This window comes from Tepidibacillus sp. HK-1 (genome assembly GCF_001748485.2).
Taxonomy (GTDB): domain Bacteria; phylum Bacillota; class Bacilli; order Tepidibacillales; family Tepidibacillaceae; genus Tepidibacillus_B; species Tepidibacillus_B infernus.
Window position 1 is genome coordinate 45,898 of the sequence record NZ_BDGM02000008.1, and the last position, 15,231, is coordinate 61,128.

Genomic DNA, 15,231 nt, shown 5'->3' on the forward strand with positions numbered 1-15,231 from the left:
ATGAATCTAAACGAAATCAGATATTCCAGACAACATCTATTTCCTTTTATCGGCAAATCCGGTCAAGAAAGACTTGGTAAATCGCGAGTCGCTATTGTTGGAATGGGGGCACTTGGTACCGCATTAGCTAATCACATGGTACGTTCTGGCATCGGTTATATCAGAATCATAGATCGCGATTTTGTAGAATATAGTAACCTGCAAAGGCAGATGCTTTTTGATGAAAAAGATGCAGAGCAAGGTCTTCCCAAAGCATTGGCTGCAAAGGAAAAATTAAATTTGATCAACTCATCAGTTATGGTTGATGCCCATATAACAGACCTTACATGGAAAAATGCAGAACAGCTTTTAGCTGATGTAGACCTTATCTTAGATGGAACGGATAATTTTGAAGGGCGTTATTTAATCAACGATGTTGCTGTAAAATATAAGATCCCATGGATTTACGGTGGAGCTGTTAGTTCAAGAGGAATGTCCGTAACGATTTTACCAGAAAAAACACCATGCTTTCGCTGCCTATTCCCTCAAGCACCTGCACCAGGAACAACACAAACTTGTGATACAGCTGGAGTGATCGGCCCAATTATCCAAGTCGTTGCCGCTTACCAAGCAACCGAAGCTTTAAAACTGCTTGTAGGCGATCATGAACATCTTAGCCCTTCTTTACGAAACTTTGAATTATGGCAAAATGACTATTCTGAAATCAATGTAAGAAATGCGAAAAATGAGGACTGCCCAACTTGTGTTCATCACCAATATGATTACCTAGATCCAAAAGACAAATCAGATCGTGTTGTTTCCCTATGTGGAAGAGATACCATTCAAATATCTCCTGCACAGGACACTGCTTTTGATTTGAAACGATTAGCCTCTAACTTATCATCTATAGGTAAAGTGGAGGAAACTCCCTTTCTACTCCGTTTTTATATTGATGATTATAAATTGGCGATTTTCCCCGATGGTCGCGTACTTATTCAGGGAACAGATGACCCGATCACTGCAAAAAATTTATTTACAAAATATATTGGAAATTAAAAGAATGCCGTCAATAATGTGGCATTCTTTTTTTGAATAAATAGTTTCAACTTTTTTTTGGTTGAAATCACCCTATATTAGTAAAATGATTTATAAAAATTTTATGTATAAATCTATTTCTTCGCTCTTGAATAGGGCTCTGGCCAAGAAACAACGGCATTTAATTTTGATGCCGCATGAAGTGGCCAATAAGGATTTCTCAATAATTCCCTACCTAGTGCAACAAGATCTGCACGTTCATGAAAGAGAATTTCTTCTGCCATTTCTGGCTCAGTAATCAGTCCAACTGCTACAGTTGGGATTCCCACTTCTTTTTTGATTTGTTCAGCAAACTTGACCTGATACCCTGGTCCCAATTGAATTTTGGCTGGAACTAATCCACCAGAGCTCACATCAATTACATCAACCCCCCAAGTCTTAACTATCTTTAACATTTCAATCATTTCCTTAATGTCAATCCCCTCCTGTTTATAATCAGAGGCTGAAACACGAAGAAAGATTGGTTTGTCTGATGGCCACACCCGTTTGATCCCACTGATCATTTCCTTTAAAAATCTTAACCTTCCTTCCCTATTTATGCCATAAGCATCCATTCTTTGATTAGAAAGAGGGGATAAAAATTCATGAATTAAATAACCATGTGCACCATGAATTTCAATTAGATCAAATCCAGCTTGATGGGCACGTTTTGCTGCTTTGACAAAAGCATCCACTACCTCTTTAATCGTATCCTTTGTCATTTCATTTGGTACTGTCCAACCCTCATCAAACGCAATGGGACTTGGAGCGATAACAGTAGATTGATCAGAGATCTCTGCTTTTCTTCCAGCATGAGCCAATTGAATTCCTATTCTACTTCCATATTGGTGTGCAAAATCAACAATTTCTTTTAAACTATTGACCTGATCATCATTCCAAATTCCTAAATCTTTTTCAGTAATTCTTCCCCTCGCTTCTACCGCAGTAGCTTCAACGATAATCAAACCTACTTGTCCAATCGCACGAGTTCCATAATGAATGCGATGCCAATCTGTTATCTTTCCATCTGACTCTGCCATATATTGACACATAGGTGGCATCATAACACGATTTTTTAAGGTAATATTTTTTATTGTAATGGGTGTAAAAAGAACTGCCATTTTAACAACCTCCAGAGTATTTAGTGGGTCCCCACAAAAGTAATCGGAATTCACTTCAAAGGAGATCATCACTTTTGTGTGTTTTCTTGTCTTATTTTACCACATTTTTTTATGACGAAAAAACACCAAATGGGTACTAAACCCCAATTGGTGTTTTCGAAAAACTTTAATTTCAATACTATTTTGCAGTGAGATGTGTTTCTCCTGGCTTCCAGTTTGCTGGACATAACCCACCAGATTGAAGGGCTTGTAAAACTCTTAAGGTTTCCTCAACACTTCGTCCGATGTCATTATGATGAACAACTGCATATTTAAGAATCCCATCAGGGTCAATGATAAATAAACCGCGTAAAGCTATTCCCTCTTCTTCAATTAAGATTCCATATTCCCAACTAACTTCCTTTGTAATGTCTGAAGCAAGGGGAAAGTTTAATTTACCAATTCCATTCTCTTCTAAAGGCGTATTCATCCATGCACGATGAGAATATATGCTATCCGTACTGCAACCTAGTACTTCACAACCAAGTTTTTTAAACTCTTCATAAGCATTACTCAATGCGGTAATCTCTGTAGGACATACAAAGGTAAAATCTAAGGGGTAAAAGAAGAAAACAAGCCACTTACCCTTATAATCCGATAAAGAAACCCGTCCAAAATTCACACCATCTCCTAGTGCAGTCTGCATGGAAAATTCCGGTGCAGGTTGACCTACTAAACGTTCTGCCATGATATATTCCTCCTAAAGCAAATAAATTTTTTCCTCACAATTGATAAAATAACCATTTTTTCTACCTTCCATACCAATATGATTTATTTTATATTCTCCAAGCAACTATGATTTGTCTTATTGCATTAAATAAATGTCTTTTCCATAAGGACAAAATAGCTAAACAATCCTCAAATGTCTATTTGTATTGATTCAAAAAGCAAGGATATAAGAAGAAATGTAAGCATAATGAAAGCATGGACAGATGATGAATGTCTGCCTCTTTTCATCATATTCGACAAAACTTGCTTATTTGTTGTAAATTTTTAAACATTAAGTAGACTCTCAGACAACTGATGAAAAGGAGGAATAACAGTGAGGGACCATGGATTTAATCAACAAATTGAAGAAGTGGTGGCTAATGCGACCAATAGTAAACAAATAGATCGCTTAGATTTCTATTTTGGGCCAATAGGCGCGACCGTACCCATGTTATTTTTTGTGATCTGGGCAATCACTACCAGCATTCTAAAGATTTCTACTGAGACAGGTCTCATTATGGGAATGCTTTTTGGTTTAGCCTTAGGCATGTTTATGTCTAAAAGTTCTTGGACTGATTATGCACAAGGAATTTTCGACGGGATGTCCCAATCGATTGGAGTAGTTGCCATTGTTGCTTGGTTTTGGGCAGGAATGTTTGCAGAGATTTTAAAAACGGGTGGTCTTGTTGAAGGCTTGGTATGGCTTGGGACTACTACAGGGGTACATGGGGGATGGTTTGTAGCTATTACCTTTTTCTTAGCTGCTATCTTCTCATCTGCAGTAGGTACAGGCTATGGAACGGTAGTAGCCTTTACAACCCTACTTTACCCTGCAGGTATTCTACTAAACGCTGATCCTGTTTTTCTATTTGCTGCCATCCTATCAGGAGCTGCCTTTGGAGATAATTTGGCACCTGTTTCTGATACGACAATTGTATCTGCCGTTACCCAAGATGCCGATGTTCCAGGGGTTGTTCGTTCAAGATTTAAGTATAGTGTCATGGCAGGTATTCCTGCTTTTATTCTTTTTGCTATTTTTGGGAGTGGTAATGGAGTTATTCAAACCAATGGACTTTCTGCACTCAATATTACAGTGTCACCAAATGGCCTCCTTTTACTCATTCCTTTTACCTTAGTCATTGTTTTAGCATTATCAGGACGTCATTTAATTACATCTTTAACTTGGGGGATCATTACGGCAACAGTGATCATTCCACTTGCAGGATTAGGAAGCTTATCTCAGATCTTAGACTTTAATTTTGAAAAGAAAAGTATTGAGGGAGCTTTAGTGAATGGTTTTACTGGATACATGAATATGGCAATATTGATTCTCCTTATTGTGGCAGCTTCACATATCATGAGTCTTGGCGGAACGATGGAAGCGATGAAAGAAGCGTTAAATAAAAAGATCAATGGTGTTATTCGCAGAGCTGAACTAGCCATTGTATCGATTGTAACAGTATTAAATGTATTTATCACGATCAATACTGCCGCAGAAATCGCTGCAGCGCCATTTGTAAGACAAATAGGCGAACAATTCAAAATTCATCCTTACCGTAGAGCAAATCTGCTTGACGCCATTACTTCAGCCTTAGGATATATTTTCCCTTGGAGTGCAGCCGTCCTTTTAGGTTGGAGTACAATCTCCAATCTTCATGAAAAGTATGATTGGGTAACAGTTGTTGACCCTGCCACAGTCTTCCCATTTGTCTTTCATGGTTGGTTCTTAGTCTTTATCATGTTCTTTGCAGCATTTACTGGATGGGGACTACGTTTGATAGGTAAAAATGGAGAAGAAGTAAAACCAAAGTAAACTCGTCAATCTATGCTTGAACGTATTTTTTCAACAAAAAAAGAGGGAAAGTCTGTCTTCTCCTCTTTTTTGTTTACTATTTTTAAATGGACAAGACTGTCTATTTTAAAAAATTTTTCGTATAATGAGAACAGAATTATACGAGGGGGTTTTTCATTGAAATTCTCTATTATAAATCGAGGAGACCAGCAATCTACTGAAATGACAAATCTGTTTTACCAGTACGCAAAACAATACCAATTGGTCGAAGATCAAGATTCCCCTGATTTGATCATTTCAATTGGTGGGGACGGTACCATGTTAGAAGCATTTCATTCTAACCAACATCGATTACATAAAGTGGCTTTCCTTGGAATTCATACGGGACATTTGGGTTTTTATGCTGATTGGCAACCAAATGAGTTGGAAAACTTAGTATCCTTAATCGCAAATGAACCTCTAAAAACAATTGAATATCCTTTACTGCATGTTAAAATAAAAACAAATGATTATCAGGAAATCAACTATCTTGCTTTAAATGAATTTACTGTGAAAAGTACAGAAAAAACTTTGGTCATGAAAGTAAAACTAAATCATCAAGATTTTGAAACCTTTCGTGGTGACGGGTTATGTATCTCAACTCCTTCTGGCAGTACAGGCTATAATAAGAGTTTGGGTGGGGCATTGATACATCCTTCTTTAGAGTCGATTCAAGTAAGTGAAATGGCTTCGATCAATAATCGAGTCTATCGGACAATTGGTGCATCTTTATTATTACCAAAACATCATTATATTGATCTTTATCCTGAAAGTGATCAAGAGATTCGTTTTACACTTGATCATCTTAATTTTACGATGAGCAATGTATATTCAATTCAAGGGTTTGTTGCAGACGAAAAAATTCTATTTGCTCGTTATCGCCCATTTCCGTTTTGGAATCGGGTAAGGGATGCATTTATTGGAAATGAACATAGATAATCATCATGATAAGAAGAACAAACTAAGTTAAACACCCAATATATAAACGAAAGGGTTATTTATATGGGAGATAAACTAGATCTAATTTTAGAGGTTTAGATTCTAATCAACTTACTTTTTTAAAAAGAATTGCATGAACAGCGATTAGAAAATCAAACAAGAGAACGGATTTTCTTAAACGATCGACGTATATCTGTATCTATTTTTTCATTCTAATCATAACATAATTTTTGCTTCTTTTTCCAAAAACGGCTCGTCCTAATATCAATAGCAGATTGACAAAAGCAAATCCACTACCAAAATAAAAGACAAATGAGATAGCATTGGCATACTGATTAAATGCAGTTACCGTATTCAAACCCATCTGCAACAAAAAGATAGCAAGGGCTGCACCTGAAACCCGCCCAAAATTTCTTATGGTAGCGATAATTCCACCTGTCACACCAGTTTTTTCAACCGGAACGCTTTCGATCACGGCGACATTATTTGGTGATTGGAATAATCCCATACCAATCCCAAAAATCATAAGTGCAAAAATAATATCAAATTGACTTGTTGCTACATTAAAATTACCCATCAACCAAAGTCCTAATGAACTGAGTCCCATTCCTATTAATGACGGTATATCATAACCAATTCGATCAGTAAACCAACCGCTAATTGGAGAAACAATCAACATGGTTACCGCCTGAGAGGTCATTAAAAAACCAATTTGTAAAACCTCCAAATGAGTTACATTATATAAAAACAAAGGAAGCAAAATAGATGGAAACATAATGAGGGCATAAGAAGAAAGCCCTGTAATATTCCCAATCGTAAAAATAGGATTTTTAAATAATGTAAGCTCGATCAGTGGATCCTCTACCAAAAACTCCCGTATAATAAAACCTATCCAACTGATGATCGATACGGTTATATAGGTAAGGGTAATCGGACTTTTCCATCCCCAGGTATGCCACAACACTACCAATTAAACCCATAGCCTTACCTCTTGATCCCGGTGGAAAAGTATAAGCGATAATCGACATGACATTTGCCTGCATAATCGCACCACCAATCCCTTGAATCACACGATAAGCAATTAACTGTCCTATCGTCGCAGAGATCGCCGATAAAATAGAACCGATTGTCAGATATTTTTCCCACTGTTGGCAAAATACCCGTAATAATCAGTAAATAGCTTTCCTATTTGCCATCCCTTTCTTTACAGCTAAAAAGAAAACACCCACGCGGGGAGAAGCGCAGATGTTTCCCTTGGGTGAATCATGTATTCATTTAACAAATGGGGAGTAAAAGAAATTTACCATTGATAAGGTAACTTAAGTTTATTATAAGGGAATAAATAAAAAATTGCAATATTATAATTATATTTATGGTAAAAACCATCTTGACTATTACTATTCAATCGTTAATGGATTTTTGTAGCTCCATACAGGTAATTGCATGACAAAATGAATTTGATTTTCCTCTAAGTAAGAACTAATAGATCCCCCAACTTCTCCTATCCGTTTATAAATATTCTTGAATACCTCTTTTGTAGAAGAGATAGAACGGTTACTTTTGCATTCTACCAATAGGTGACTATCTGATCGCCCGATGCTGATCTCCACTTGATCTTCTTGATTCTGGTTGACAATCTCAAAGATCTCTTCTAGATTTTGAACTAATATCTTCTGAATTGATACAGGTATCTCGATCATCGATTGGTCTAAAACTTCAAATTCTAATGTTCCTTTATTATCTTGTAAAAATTGTTGCTGTTTCTCTGCCAAAAAACGAATGAGCAAGGAATCATTGATCCTAGTTTGTGCATTTTTTATTTCATTTACCTCATATAAAATTCTTTCATAAACATTGGCAGTCTCTAATTCTTTAGCAATTTGTAGACCAACTGATAAAGTTACCTCTTCATCATGATCTGTGAAGATTCGATTACTGCGCTGGCCTATGAGAAGTACACCATGAATTCGGTTTTGATAAGAAACAGGAACAGCCAAAACACTGACCAAATGTTCTACTAACAAAATTGGATATTCAATCGGATCACCCAATAACTGATTGGGGAAATTTTCAATTTTAACAGTTCGGTTCAACTGAACCACTTCACCAGCAATTCCTTTTCCCATCCGGATAACAATTCGCTTATAACGTTCATTAAGCGCTCCAACAGCTAAGCGCCATCTTATTTCTTCATTCATAGAATCATAGAGGGCAAGACCAATGAAATCCGTTTTAGTTTTTTTACGCAGCTCTTCCATTCTTTCTTGAACCAAATGGCGAATGTTCTGATCGCGTTCGCCATTTTCATTATAATGATAATTTAGGGGCATGTTTTTTCCATAACGATAACCTAAAAAGATACCGATCATGATTGCAATAATAAAAATAAGTCCAACTATTAATAGTTGGTCAAAAGACCACATAAAAACCACTCTTTCGTCATTATATGTTTCTTCTTCATTTTACATAAAAATAATAAAATCGCAAATTAGGGAATTCCCCTATCTTTTTATCCCTCAGAAAAGTAATGACACCTTTTAAAAATTATTAAAAAAACTGCCACAATAAAGGCAACTTTTTTATCTAGCAGATTTTGGATTAAAGGCATCTTTTAAACCTTCACCAACAAAGTTAATAGAGAGTATCGTTAGCGTAAGTACTAGCCCAGGTGGCAACCAGATCCATGGCTTGTTTTGAATCACATCGGGTGATCTTGCATCAGAGATCATATTTCCCCAACTAGGAATGTTAGCCGGTACCCCAAAACCAAGAAAGGTTAAACCAGTTTCAACGACAATCATTGCAGCCAACAATATAGTTGCCTGGACAATAACGGTAGATAAAACATTAGGTATCAAGTGTCTAAGAATCACTTTGGTAGGTGAACAACCAATTGAAACAGCACTTAGAATATACTCATTCTCTTTCTCAGCTAGAACTTTACTTCGAACCATTCTAGCAGTTCCACCCCACGACAGAACACTAATCGTAAAGATTAACGTGATTACCCCTGATTCGGTAAAGATGGAGTTAAGTACGATCACAAAAATGAGAAAAGGGAATACCAAAATAAAATCTGTAAACCGCATCAATAACGAATCAATTCTTCCACCGAAATATCCAGCGATGGAACCAATGATCGTACCAATGAGCACCACAAAGAAAGTAATTGAAAAACCAATCGTTAGTGAAATCCGACCACCATAAAGTAAACGAGTAAAGACATCACGTCCTCCTTTATCTGTACCAAACCAATGGTCTGTTGAGGGAGGTTTTGCGATACTTTTGATGTCAACACGTGTAGGGTCATAGGTTGTGATATAAGGTGCCAAAAAAGAGATGGTTACAACGATAAAAATAAAAATCAATCCAGCTATTGCTAGCTTATTGCGAAAAAATTTGCGCCTAGCGATCGTCCACGGAGAAGGGCTTTTAGGTACTTTCGGCCCGGATTGAAGATTTTGACGTTGAGTTACTACTGGTTCCATAATCAATCCCCTCCCTAATCTAAACGAATCCGTGGGTCTACGACACCATACAATAAATCAGCGATTAAATTCCCTAATAGAGTCATCACTGATAACATCATTGTAATTGTCATCATCACTGAATAATCTCGGTTGCTCACCGAATCAATGAATAACTGCCCAATTCCTGGATAGGTGAAGATCGTTTCTGTGATTACTGCTCCACCTAGCAATCCACCGATATCAAAACCTAAAAAGGTGACCAAGGGAATAATCGAATTACGTAATATATGTTTGTTATAAATCACAGATTCTTTTGTACCCTTTGCCCTTGCTGTTCTGACATAGTCTTTACGACTGCTTTCAATAATATCATTGCGTAAAAATTGGGTATAGGCTGCAGTACTTAACATCCCTAACACCATCGCTGGTAAAATGGTATGCTTTAATTTACTTAGAAAATAGATAAATGTTCCTCCATCGCCAATTCCCGTATCAATCGTCCCACTTGCTGGTACCCATCCTAATTGAATAGCAAAGATGTAGATCGCAACAAGTGCTGCAAAAAAAGATGGAATCGCAAATGCAAGATAGTTAAAAGTTGCAATGAAATGATCACCTAAAGTATATGGATGTTTTCCTGCATACATTCCCATAAAAAAGGCAACAAAATAAGTAATAAAGAGAGATAAAAGGGCTAAAAAAAGAGTATTTAGAATTCTCTGACCCAAAAGTTCACTTACTGGCATTTTATGAATAAAGGACTCTCCAAAGTCCCCTTTTAACATATTTTTCACCCAGCGTGCATACTGGATGTAAACAGGATCATTTAGTCCTAACTTTTCTCTCATTTCCGCAATATATTTCGGATCGGAATTGTTGGGATCAATTCTTCCTGAAAGGGCATCCCCTGGCATCATTTTTGCCAGGGAGAATACCACAATTGAAACTAAAATCAGGAGGGGGATCATTCCAGCAAGTCTTCGTAATGTATAAGTTAGCATCGTTCATTTCCCCTTTTAGATCTTAATGCAATCACTGTTACTTTTGATCAACCCACCATAAATGAGTATCTACTTGGTTAGTAAAGGAATTTGTATGAACTCCATGTAAACGTTTATTTACTGCCGTTACATCAATTGGCTGGAACATAAAGATCGTTGGCAATTCTTCGTTTACAAGTTGTTGCCACTTATAATAGACTTCTTTACGATAATTTTCATCAAAGGCTTTTTCACTAATTCCTTCTTCGATAAGTTTATCAGATTCTTCATTATACCAGCGCTGGAAGTTCCAATAGTCGGTACTCTTCCAAAGACCGGTTGGGTCAGGGTCAGAAGCTAAGCCCCATGCACCATAGAATAATTCAACAGATGGATCATCTTTCATGACGACATCATAGAAAAGGTTAAATTCTTTTAAAGCTCCGCCATTTAATTTCACATTTAAGCCTACATCTTTCCACATTTGCATAATTGCTTGTGCACGCGGTTCTGCGATTTCAGTTCCTGACATCGCGTCAAAGTTGATCACAAATTTCTTACCCTTTGGATCTTCACGGAAACCGTCTCCATCTACATCTTTATATCCAGCTTCATCTAATAATTGTTTAGCTTTTTCAGGATTATATTCATATTTTGTAATTTTGGAATCGTCAATTTTTGCCCAGCTCACATCAGGTACTGGTACATCTAAAGGCATACCAAGCCCATTTGCGAAAGCATCTAACAAGCTTTGACGATCTAATGCATAGGCCATCGCTTGACGTAGTCTCTTATCTTGGAATTTCGGATTATTCATCACGACTTTACCTTCAGATTCAGTTCCTTCCCATTTACCTAATTTAAATCCAATATAGCTATAGGAAAGTGCAGGTTCCTTAATTAATTCAACATTAGGTAATTGAGAAATTTCTTGATACTGGCTACTTGGAATCATCATAATATCTACTTCACCATTCTTTAATAATCCACTTGCTAAAGATCCATCAATCACTTTATATACGACACCATCTAGATAGGGCTTACCTTTCCAATAATCATCAAAACGCTCAAGTTCAACGAATTCTCCGGGTTGAATGGTCTTTACTTTAAATGGTCCAAGACCAATAGGATTCTTACGTACTTTATCAGAGTTAGGTAAATCTTTCACAGCAATTCCCTCATAATATTTCTTAGGCATTGGATAAGACCATAATTAGTCTAAGAAGTTAACCATTGGTTTTTTTGCTGTGATTTTAATCGTATAAGGGTCAACCACCTCAATACCAGAGATCGATTTTGCTTCTCCCTTGTGATAAGCTTCTGCCCCTTCTACAATTTCAACGTTGGTATAACGTGGACCTGTATAATCTGGATCTGCAAGGACTTCCAAAGCATACTTCCAATCCTCTACCGTTAACTCTTCGCCATTATGCCATTTTACCCCTTGTTTTATTTTGAATGTGTAAGTTTTGTGATCATCAGAAACTTCCCAAGTCCCAATCCCTGGTTTTGGTTTAAGATCATCACCAGTTTCTATAATACTGTCCATCATGAAGTTTAAGATGAGATCATCATCTTCCCCTTCATAAAAAGCTCTGTCAAGAAGGCCTTTAAATGGTTGTATAAAAGCATAGGTTACTTTCCCACCATATTGTGGTTCTACCTTTGTTTCCTCTTTAGGCTGATCAGCATTTTCTTTTGGTGGAGCTTCTGTTGTTTGACTACTACAAGCGACTAAGAACATAGATATGGCAAGAATCAGTGACAACAAAACAAATATTGACTTTTTCAATACATTTTCCCCCTTTATTTATTTTGAATATAGATGGCATGCAACGTAATGTCCTGATTTCACCTCCTTCATTACTGGTCTTATCTCTTGACACTCAGGCATTGCATATCGACATCTTGGATGAAAGGCACAACCCTTTGGTGGGTTTTCTGGGCTTGGAACATCACCCGTCAATACGATTCTTTCTTTTCGTCTTCCCGGATTGGGAACAGGAATCGCAGATAATAGTGCTTGTGTATATGGATGTAAAGGTTCTTGATATAATGTACGTTTATCTGTTAATTCCACAATGCGCCCCAGATACATGACACCGATACGATCACTCACATGTTTGACCACACTCAAATTATGAGCGATAAAAAGGTAAGTGAGTTGAAACTCCTCTTGTAGATCTTGCAGTAGATTTAATACTTGAGACTGTACTGAAACATCTAAGGCAGAGACCGGTTCATCAGCGATGATTAACTTTGGCCGCAATGCTAAAGCCCTAGCAATTCCTATTCGCTGTCTTTGGCCACCTGAGAATTCGTGTGGATACTTATAATATGTATCTGCTGGTAATCCTACCTTTTCTAACAACTCCATCACTTGATCTTTCAATGCTTTATCTGATTGATTTGTATAATTGCGAATGGGTTCTGATATCAGACTACCTACCATCATCTTTGGATTTAAAGAAGCATAGGGATCTTGGAAAACCATTTGCATATCTTTTCGAATATCCCTTAACTGCTTTCCTCGAATTGTTGTAATATCTTTCCCTTGAAAAACGATCGATCCAGATGTCGGGTCTTGTAGGCGCAAAATCGTTCGTCCTGCTGAAGACTTCCCACAGCCAGATTCACCCACTAGACCGATCGTCTCACCATATTTTAACTGCAGAGAAATATCATCGACTGCCTTTACCTCGCCAATTTGTTTACGAAAGAATCCGCCAAAGATCGGGTAATATTTTTTTAAATTTTTTACCTCTAGTAAATATTCCGAATTTTTTCGTTGTAGTGTATTTGAATTTGAACTCATGATCTAGACCCCCGTTTTCTTAGGATAGCTTTCTTGATATAGTAAACAGCGTACAGTATGATTCGTATCTACCTCACCTAAGACTGGGGTAATTTGAGTACACTCTTCTTTAGCTACTGGACAACGATCTACAAATCTACAGCCTGTTCTTGGTAGATTTACAAGCGAAGGAACAATTCCTTTAATTGAATCTAGTCTTTCACGATCTTCATCTAATTTGGGAATCGATTGTAATAATAGTTTTAAATACGGGTGTTTTGGGGTGTTGAATATGAGTTCTACACTCCCTTGTTCCACGATTTGCCCTGCGTACATGACCACTACTTCATCAGCCATTTCGGCAACGACACCTAAATCATGAGTAATCAATAAAACAGCCATATCCATCTTTTGTTGAATATCTTTAATCAATTCAAGGATTTGGGCTTGAATCGTTACATCCAACGCAGTGGTTGGTTCATCGGCAATTAACAATTTAGGGTTACAAGCGATCGCCATAGCGATCATCACCCGTTGGCGCATTCCCCCGGAGAGTTGGTGAGGGTATTCATCAATCACCTTTTCTGCCCTAGGAATACCTACTTGTTTTAACAATTGTATACTTTTTTTGCGTGCCTCATCCTTTGAAAGATCGAAATGGTTAAGTAGTGCTTCTTCAAGTTGAAATCCTATAGAAAAGACAGGGTTTAGAGAAGTCATCGGTTCCTGAAAAATCATTCCTATATCTTTACCACGTATATCGTTCATTTCCTCTTGGGAAAGTTTGGTTAAATCTTGACCATTAAAAATGATTTCTCCGCCAACTACCTTACCAATCCCTTTTGGCAGCAAGTTCATTATAGAAAGGGCTAATACACTTTTGCCGCAACCTGATTCACCTACGATACATATAACCTTTCCAGGTGTAACATCTAATGAAATATCTTCTATAGCATTATAAAATTTTCCCCCAATAAGAAATCCTGTGTTCAACTTTTTAACCTTTAATACGGTTGATATTGTTAAGTTGTTCTCTCTCTGGTTCATGTTTCACCTCTTGGAATACAAAATATCGGAATTCGAAATAATTATAAAAATTATCACAATAAATTAAAAAACTGTCAATAAGTTTTTAATATTCTAATAATAATGAAAACGCTTACTTTTTTCTAATTAATCTCTATGCTCCCATTGAAAATAAGTTTACAAACAAAATGGATACCTAATTTTGGTATCCATTTGGATCATGATTTTGTAAATTCAAGCTGGATCTTAGTATATAAAACCCCATTCATTTCATAGATAATAAAATCACGATGTATGTTATTTGCTAACTCTTGCAAAAACAAACGAATTAAATGAAGATGATCTAAATCAATAGGTTCCTTTATAGTTATTGATGAAAAACAATCTAATTTTATTGTTTGAGGAGACTCTTCTATCGTTAAAGTAACAGGAAGCTCATCCGTATTTTGATATTCAATAACATATTTATAAAAAGAAAACAAAATAAAGATTAAAAGTTTATAATTTCCTCGTAAACTTAAATTGGCGTTCCCTTTTATTGTCGTTTGTAAATGTTTCGTTCGACTTTCACTAAAAATAAATTGATCAAGATCATGAGTTAATTGATTGATATCAAACACTTCATATGTACTTGGTAAGGTCTTTACATACCCTAAATATAAATCTTTATAGATATCCAAAGCACGTACCATCTTATTTTTTTCGTCCGTATCCTTTAAAGCAATCTCCTTGATGTTCTTAAAAATATAGGTTGCCATTTCACCAACTTTTAGCATATTTTCTTGGAAAAGATCGTATTTATTTTTTGTTGTTTCAATGATTCGACGATAGGAATCATTCTTTCTTTCCAAATCTTTCCTTAATAACTCTTTCTCTTTCATCATATTATAGTTCTCTATCGCTTCTTGAATAACAGGAATAAATTCGTCATCTAAATTCCATGGTTTTGTTATAAATTTAAAAATTTCTCCTTGATTAATGGCAGCCAATACCTGGGGTAATTGCGTATAGCCAGATAAAACAATTCTCACAATTTGGGGGTAAGATGCTTTTACTTTTTTAAGCAATTCCAAACCGTTAATCTCGGGCATTTTCATATCTGATACAATTACACTAATCTCTTCTTTCTCTAAAATATCAAAAACATCTTTTGCCCTCTCAACAAATATGCATCGAAAGTTTTCATCCAATAATGCTCTTTTTAAAGAGTTTAATACTTTTACATCATCATCTACAATTAACACAGTATTTTGTTGCACAGTTTCACCCC

Annotated in this window: 12 protein-coding genes and 2 pseudogenes; 3 read left to right on the forward strand and 11 right to left on the reverse strand. The window is 36.4% G+C overall.

All coding sequences use genetic code 11. The annotated features are described in order from the left end of the window. Positions 1-1,035, forward strand: a complete 1,035-nt coding sequence (locus tag BEN26_RS05795) for a ThiF family adenylyltransferase (protein ID WP_069798572.1) — start codon at positions 1-3, stop codon at positions 1,033-1,035. 113 nt (positions 1,036-1,148) lie between these two features. Here the strand turns inward: BEN26_RS05795 and namA are convergent, their stop codons facing one another. Together namA and BEN26_RS05805 are read right to left on the reverse strand one after the other, a co-directional pair. Continuing rightward, complete coding sequence (gene namA / locus BEN26_RS05800) at positions 1,149-2,174, reverse strand: NADPH dehydrogenase NamA (RefSeq protein ID WP_069798489.1); 1,026 nt, start codon at positions 2,172-2,174, stop codon at positions 1,149-1,151. 178 nt (positions 2,175-2,352) lie between these two features. Further along, the gene (locus tag BEN26_RS05805; RefSeq protein WP_068724846.1) at positions 2,353-2,901 is read right to left on the reverse strand and encodes a peroxiredoxin; all 549 of its coding nucleotides are present in this window, start codon (positions 2,899-2,901) and stop codon (positions 2,353-2,355) included. 354 nt (positions 2,902-3,255) lie between these two features. Between BEN26_RS05805 and BEN26_RS05810 the strand changes: the two genes are divergently transcribed. Both BEN26_RS05810 and BEN26_RS05815 read left to right on the forward strand, forming a co-directional pair. Beyond that, on the forward strand, positions 3,256-4,734 hold the full coding sequence (locus BEN26_RS05810; RefSeq protein ID WP_255421864.1) for a Na+/H+ antiporter NhaC family protein: 1,479 nt from the start codon (positions 3,256-3,258) through the stop codon (positions 4,732-4,734). A gap of 156 nt (positions 4,735-4,890) precedes the next feature. Continuing rightward, positions 4,891-5,691: an NAD kinase gene (locus BEN26_RS05815; protein WP_069798487.1), complete on the forward strand. Its 801-nt coding sequence runs from the start codon at positions 4,891-4,893 to the stop codon at positions 5,689-5,691. Positions 5,692-5,890: 199 nt separating this feature from the next. Here the strand turns inward: BEN26_RS05815 and BEN26_RS05820 are convergent, their stop codons facing one another. The 9 genes and pseudogenes from BEN26_RS05820 to BEN26_RS05855 all read right to left on the reverse strand — a co-directional run bounded on the left by BEN26_RS05820 (position 5,891) and on the right by BEN26_RS05855 (position 15,220). Next, entirely contained in the window at positions 5,891-6,655 is a 765-nt protein-coding gene (locus tag BEN26_RS05820) for an MFS transporter (protein WP_181482213.1), read from the reverse strand. Between the two features lie 55 nt (positions 6,656-6,710). Beyond that, a pseudogene (locus BEN26_RS14265) lies at positions 6,711-6,761 on the reverse strand (hypothetical protein); the annotation flags it as partial. Positions 6,762-7,088: 327 nt separating this feature from the next. After that, positions 7,089-8,114 (reverse strand): GAF domain-containing protein, encoded by a 1,026-nt coding sequence (locus BEN26_RS05825; RefSeq protein ID WP_069798480.1) that lies wholly within the window; start codon positions 8,112-8,114, stop codon positions 7,089-7,091. 156 nt (positions 8,115-8,270) lie between these two features. Beyond that, complete coding sequence (gene opp4C / locus BEN26_RS05830; RefSeq protein WP_069798478.1) at positions 8,271-9,179, reverse strand: oligopeptide ABC transporter permease; 909 nt, start codon at positions 9,177-9,179, stop codon at positions 8,271-8,273. 14 nt (positions 9,180-9,193) lie between these two features. Continuing rightward, complete coding sequence (gene opp4B, locus BEN26_RS05835) at positions 9,194-10,162, reverse strand: oligopeptide ABC transporter permease (RefSeq protein ID WP_069798476.1); 969 nt, start codon at positions 10,160-10,162, stop codon at positions 9,194-9,196. A gap of 37 nt (positions 10,163-10,199) precedes the next feature. Continuing rightward, positions 10,200-11,885, reverse strand: a pseudogene (opp4A, locus tag BEN26_RS05840) (oligopeptide ABC transporter substrate-binding protein). Between the two features lie 66 nt (positions 11,886-11,951). Beyond that, the gene (locus tag BEN26_RS05845; RefSeq protein WP_069798474.1) at positions 11,952-12,956 is read right to left on the reverse strand and encodes an ABC transporter ATP-binding protein; all 1,005 of its coding nucleotides are present in this window, start codon (positions 12,954-12,956) and stop codon (positions 11,952-11,954) included. Between the two features lie 3 nt (positions 12,957-12,959). Then, positions 12,960-13,982 (reverse strand): ABC transporter ATP-binding protein, encoded by a 1,023-nt coding sequence (locus BEN26_RS05850; RefSeq protein ID WP_069798472.1) that lies wholly within the window; start codon positions 13,980-13,982, stop codon positions 12,960-12,962. A gap of 197 nt (positions 13,983-14,179) precedes the next feature. Continuing rightward, positions 14,180-15,220, reverse strand: a complete 1,041-nt coding sequence (locus BEN26_RS05855) for a response regulator (RefSeq protein WP_069798471.1) — start codon at positions 15,218-15,220, stop codon at positions 14,180-14,182. Positions 15,221-15,231 lie beyond the last annotated feature (11 nt).

What these genes read in the sequence shown, in the direction of transcription:
- BEN26_RS05795 (WP_069798572.1), top strand. Translation starts at nt 1, where the DNA reads ATGAATCTAAACGAAATCAGATATTCCAGACAACATCTATTTCCTTTT.
- namA (WP_069798489.1), bottom strand. Translation starts at nt 2,174, where the DNA reads ATGGCAGTTCTTTTTACACCCATTACAATAAAAAATATTACCTTAAAA.
- BEN26_RS05805 (WP_068724846.1), bottom strand. Translation starts at nt 2,901, where the DNA reads ATGGCAGAACGTTTAGTAGGTCAACCTGCACCGGAATTTTCCATGCAG.
- BEN26_RS05825 (WP_069798480.1), bottom strand. Translation starts at nt 8,114, where the DNA reads ATGTGGTCTTTTGACCAACTATTAATAGTTGGACTTATTTTTATTATT.
- opp4C (WP_069798478.1), bottom strand. Translation starts at nt 9,179, where the DNA reads ATGGAACCAGTAGTAACTCAACGTCAAAATCTTCAATCCGGGCCGAAA.
- opp4B (WP_069798476.1), bottom strand. Translation starts at nt 10,162, where the DNA reads ATGCTAACTTATACATTACGAAGACTTGCTGGAATGATCCCCCTCCTG.
- BEN26_RS05845 (WP_069798474.1), bottom strand. Translation starts at nt 12,956, where the DNA reads ATGAGTTCAAATTCAAATACACTACAACGAAAAAATTCGGAATATTTA.
- BEN26_RS05850 (WP_069798472.1), bottom strand. Translation starts at nt 13,982, where the DNA reads ATGAACCAGAGAGAGAACAACTTAACAATATCAACCGTATTAAAGGTT.